Origin of the sequence: Microcystis sp. M49636_WE2 (assembly GCF_030065375.1) — a bacterium.
GTDB classification, from domain to species: Bacteria; Cyanobacteriota; Cyanobacteriia; order Cyanobacteriales; family Microcystaceae; genus Microcystis; species Microcystis aeruginosa_C.
Genome location: NZ_JASJFG010000144.1, coordinates 1 through 3,324 on the forward strand (window position 1 = coordinate 1; position 3,324 = coordinate 3,324).

The window sequence follows — 3,324 nt, forward strand, 5'->3', positions numbered from 1 at the left end:
CTGATTTGGGGATTTGCCGGTAAGAAATTTAACCAACCTAGGAACGCTTGGGACAGAAAAAGCGAGAAAGTGAAAAATAAACCGATCGCCAAGCCGTTAATTAACTCGATCGGCGTTTTTCTTCGCCAAATCAACCCATAACCAGCTAATCCCTCATCGCCATAAATTGTCCGTCCCCACCAATGGGATAACCCCAAAAATTCCAGATAGAGAACAGAAAGGGTCAAAATTGAGACCAGATTGGCATTAGTGGCAAAAAAGTGATAGAGGGGAAGTGCGATCGGCAACCAGAGAAAAAGTAGGAGCAAAATAAAAACCCCCAGTCGCAGGGGGACTGGGTAAGTGGCAATTACCCGTAATCTTTTATTCATCGGGTTCGATGCTGCTGGTCAAACCTTTATTTTTCAAGGTTTCACAGTAAAATTCCGCGTGTTCTTGGATGCAGGTAATCACCAAGGCTGTACCATTCGTGTGCGCTTCCATCATGATATCGACTGCTTGGGGTTGCGTCATACCGGCGATCGTTTGCATTAAACTCTGAACCACATACTCCATCGAGTTAAAGTCGTCATTGTGGAGTAAAACGCGATAACGCGGCGCTGGTTTACGGATTGTCGCTGTGGAACGCTTTTCGATCACTTCTGTGGACACCGTGTCTCTCCTTTGAATCTATATCACAAATACAGGTCAATTACTAATGATCATAATCAAAATTTCCGGATTGAGCTAGGCTTTTTCTGTGATCCGTGAGGGGGTTGGGTGTTGGGGAGTGGGGGACAGCCAAAGGAATGACATTTTTAGATGGATAGATCATAATTGAATTAATTGGCTAATTTAAGCTTATTTTCCCATGGCTACTGACGAATTACAAAACCTCGAAGACAATATTCAACGCTTAAAACAACAATTAGCGGGAAAGCGAAACACTTTAGTTACAATCGCACCGGAAGAACAAGTTAGGATCAAGCAGCAGATCGAAGATTTACGCCGACTAATTCGGGATTTTGAACGAGAAAAATGGGATTTAGTCGCCAGCGACAGTCAAGAAGCGTCCTTTCCTGATGCCGAGGTAATGGTAGCAGAAATTGTCACAGAATTGACGGCAATTACCAAAGAACCACCCCCAGAACTTGCTTCTGCACAAATCTTAGAATTATTAAATCAAATTCTGGCTAAACTCAATCAACCAGAGCGATCGGCAGCAGCCAAATTAAAAGCGGCCATATCTACTATACCCCCTTTTGTTTCCCTGACCTACGAAGCGGAATTAGATACTGAGTCAACTTTTAAGCGTTATTTTCCCACATTTAATCGTGCGATCGCAGGGGTGAAAAATCGTCTAAAAAAGTAAGTATTCCCTCTAAAAGCTTTGCTGGTATCGAGCGGACAATTAATATTAGTCAATCGGGAATTGGTAATACACAGAACAACATCTTTAATCTGTGAAAACCAAGCCTAGTAAATGTTATCATTGAAAATAGTTATTATCAAAGACAAGAGGTAATTTATGTCAGAATTGCAATCGGAAGCGTTAAAACCAATATTAAAAGAGTTACTCTATGAGTTATTAATACAAGAAAAGGATTTACTAAAAGAGTTAATTTATGAAGTGCTGGAAGATACGGCTATGGCTAGGGCAATTCAAGAGGGAAAAGATAGTAACAATGTCAGTCGTGATGAAATTTTGACTCTGTTAAAAGAATAAGAGATGAATATTGAATTTCGTAAAAGCTTTGAGACAGATCTACGCAATCTCAAAGATGGTAAAATTAAGCGACAAATTCAGGCAATTATTGAGGAGATAGAATTAGCCAAAAGTTTAACCGAGTTGCGTAATGTCAAAGCGATTCAAGGGTATCGAGGATTTTATCGCATTCGGATTGGGGATTATCGTCTTGGTTTGTATTTAGAGCAAGATACTGTCGCCTTGGTTCGTCTTCTACACCGAAAGGAAATGTATCGTTATTTTCCTTAAAAACCTCATTAATATTACTTTTAGATTAGATTTATTTTGAGCAAAGATAATTATTTTTAGAGAGAATTAAAAATGAAAATCAATATTGAGCAAGATGGAACTGATAACAATCAAAATAATACTTTTAATCTGAATATTCCCGAACCAAAAGAACGTCAAGCTGTCCCTAGTAATGTGGGCAAAAGTACGGTTAATTTTGTCGGGAGGGAAGATGAGTTAACCTTAATTCATCAGCAATTGCAAACAGAACAAGGGGTGATTGTTTGTGCAGTAGAAGGGTTAGGGGGAATAGGAAAAACCGCTTTAGCTTTGGAATATGCGAAACGATACCAACAGGAATACGCGGCACAATATTGGTTATCCTTGCGACTATCGGGTTTAGCAGAAGAAATAGTTAAATTAGCCGGTCCTTATCTATCTTTACCAGAAATATTGAAAAAAGAATCTTTAGAAAAACAAGTGGACTGGTATTGGCAAAATTGGCTACCTCAGCAGGGAAAATTATTATTAATTCTCGATGATGTCCCCAATATCGACCGAATTCCCGATCAAATGTTACCAAAAGATTCTAGGATTAAGATATTAGTCACCACTAGGGAAAGGTGTCTTAGTACGGAATTTGAGTCTATAGCTTTAGATGTTTTACCCTTGGATAAATGTGTAGAGTTATTAACCAAAATTGTTGGTACTGCTAAAGTTGAGAAAGAAAAAGCTTTAGTAGAACAGATTTGTCACAAAATTTTAGGACGCTTAACCTTAGCAGTGGAGTTAGTAGGGGAATATTTAGCGAAAAATCGTCATTTAAAGTTTAGCCATTTACGCGATAAATTAAATTTAGCTCATACTGCTTTAACCCAGAAAAGAAACCACAGAGATTATGGACATTTAGGGGTAGCAGCCGCAATTAAAATCAGTTGGGATGATTTAAGTTCTGCTGTTCAAAAAGTGGCAATGCTGTTGAGTTTATTTGCACCAGTGGCTATTGCTTGGACGTTGCTATCGGAGATAAAATCTTAAGAAATGTCAATTATCACTATTCTTACTGACCCTCAATAAATTAGAATCAGATCATAAATGCGATCGCTTGCTCAATTCTCGATGATTAATCTGGAGGCCAAAATCAGCAACTGAGGCAATTAACCTTTTTCAAACTACCGAGTTTAGGTGGTAGTCACTGATAACTGATAACTGGTAACTGATAACTGAAATGACTCGCTTTATTTGGGATAAATTTAGCAAAGACTTCTTAGAAACCCTTCTTTCTCCCTACGGTACAGTAGTTGTCAGCAAAGAAGTCACCTCAGAAATTAAAGAAATTGATGTGTATTTTAGTCCTAATATCTCTGAAA

General features: G+C 38.4%; 5 protein-coding genes and 2 pseudogenes. 5 read left to right on the forward strand and 2 right to left on the reverse strand.

The features are described from left to right. Both PX484_RS03365 and clpS read right to left on the reverse strand, forming a co-directional pair. A pseudogene (locus PX484_RS03365) lies at window positions 1-371 on the reverse strand (CPBP family intramembrane glutamate endopeptidase); the annotation flags it as partial. Then, entirely contained in the window at window positions 364-651 is a 288-nt protein-coding gene (gene clpS / locus PX484_RS03370; RefSeq protein WP_002738526.1) for an ATP-dependent Clp protease adapter ClpS, read from the reverse strand. The gene clpS and the pseudogene PX484_RS03365, both read right to left, overlap by 8 nt. Before the next feature lie 199 nt (window positions 652-850). Between clpS and PX484_RS03375 the strand changes: the two genes are divergently transcribed. The 5 genes and pseudogenes from PX484_RS03375 to PX484_RS25950 form a co-directional block, all read left to right on the forward strand. Further along, window positions 851-1,351, forward strand: coding sequence for a hypothetical protein (locus tag PX484_RS03375; protein WP_287767281.1), 501 nt, complete (start codon window positions 851-853; stop codon window positions 1,349-1,351). A 156-nt stretch (window positions 1,352-1,507) separates the two neighbouring features. Beyond that, complete coding sequence (locus tag PX484_RS03380) at window positions 1,508-1,705, forward strand: hypothetical protein (RefSeq protein ID WP_002800470.1); 198 nt, start codon at window positions 1,508-1,510, stop codon at window positions 1,703-1,705. Between the two features lie 3 nt (window positions 1,706-1,708). Further along, complete coding sequence (locus PX484_RS03385; RefSeq protein WP_002800469.1) at window positions 1,709-1,975, forward strand: type II toxin-antitoxin system RelE family toxin; 267 nt, start codon at window positions 1,709-1,711, stop codon at window positions 1,973-1,975. Window positions 1,976-2,047: 72 nt separating this feature from the next. Next, window positions 2,048-2,992, forward strand: coding sequence for an NB-ARC domain-containing protein (locus PX484_RS03390; protein WP_002800468.1), 945 nt, complete (start codon window positions 2,048-2,050; stop codon window positions 2,990-2,992). A gap of 190 nt (window positions 2,993-3,182) precedes the next feature. Beyond that, window positions 3,183-3,324 (forward strand): annotated as a pseudogene (locus tag PX484_RS25950) (DUF4351 domain-containing protein); the annotation flags it as partial.

Coding starts and splice junctions, on each gene's coding strand:
- PX484_RS03380 (WP_002800470.1), top strand. CDS start 1,508: ATGTCAGAATTGCAATCGGAAGCGTTAAAACCAATATTAAAAGAGTTA.
- PX484_RS03390 (WP_002800468.1), top strand. CDS start 2,048: ATGAAAATCAATATTGAGCAAGATGGAACTGATAACAATCAAAATAAT.
- PX484_RS03375 (WP_287767281.1), top strand. CDS start 851: ATGGCTACTGACGAATTACAAAACCTCGAAGACAATATTCAACGCTTA.
- PX484_RS03385 (WP_002800469.1), top strand. CDS start 1,709: ATGAATATTGAATTTCGTAAAAGCTTTGAGACAGATCTACGCAATCTC.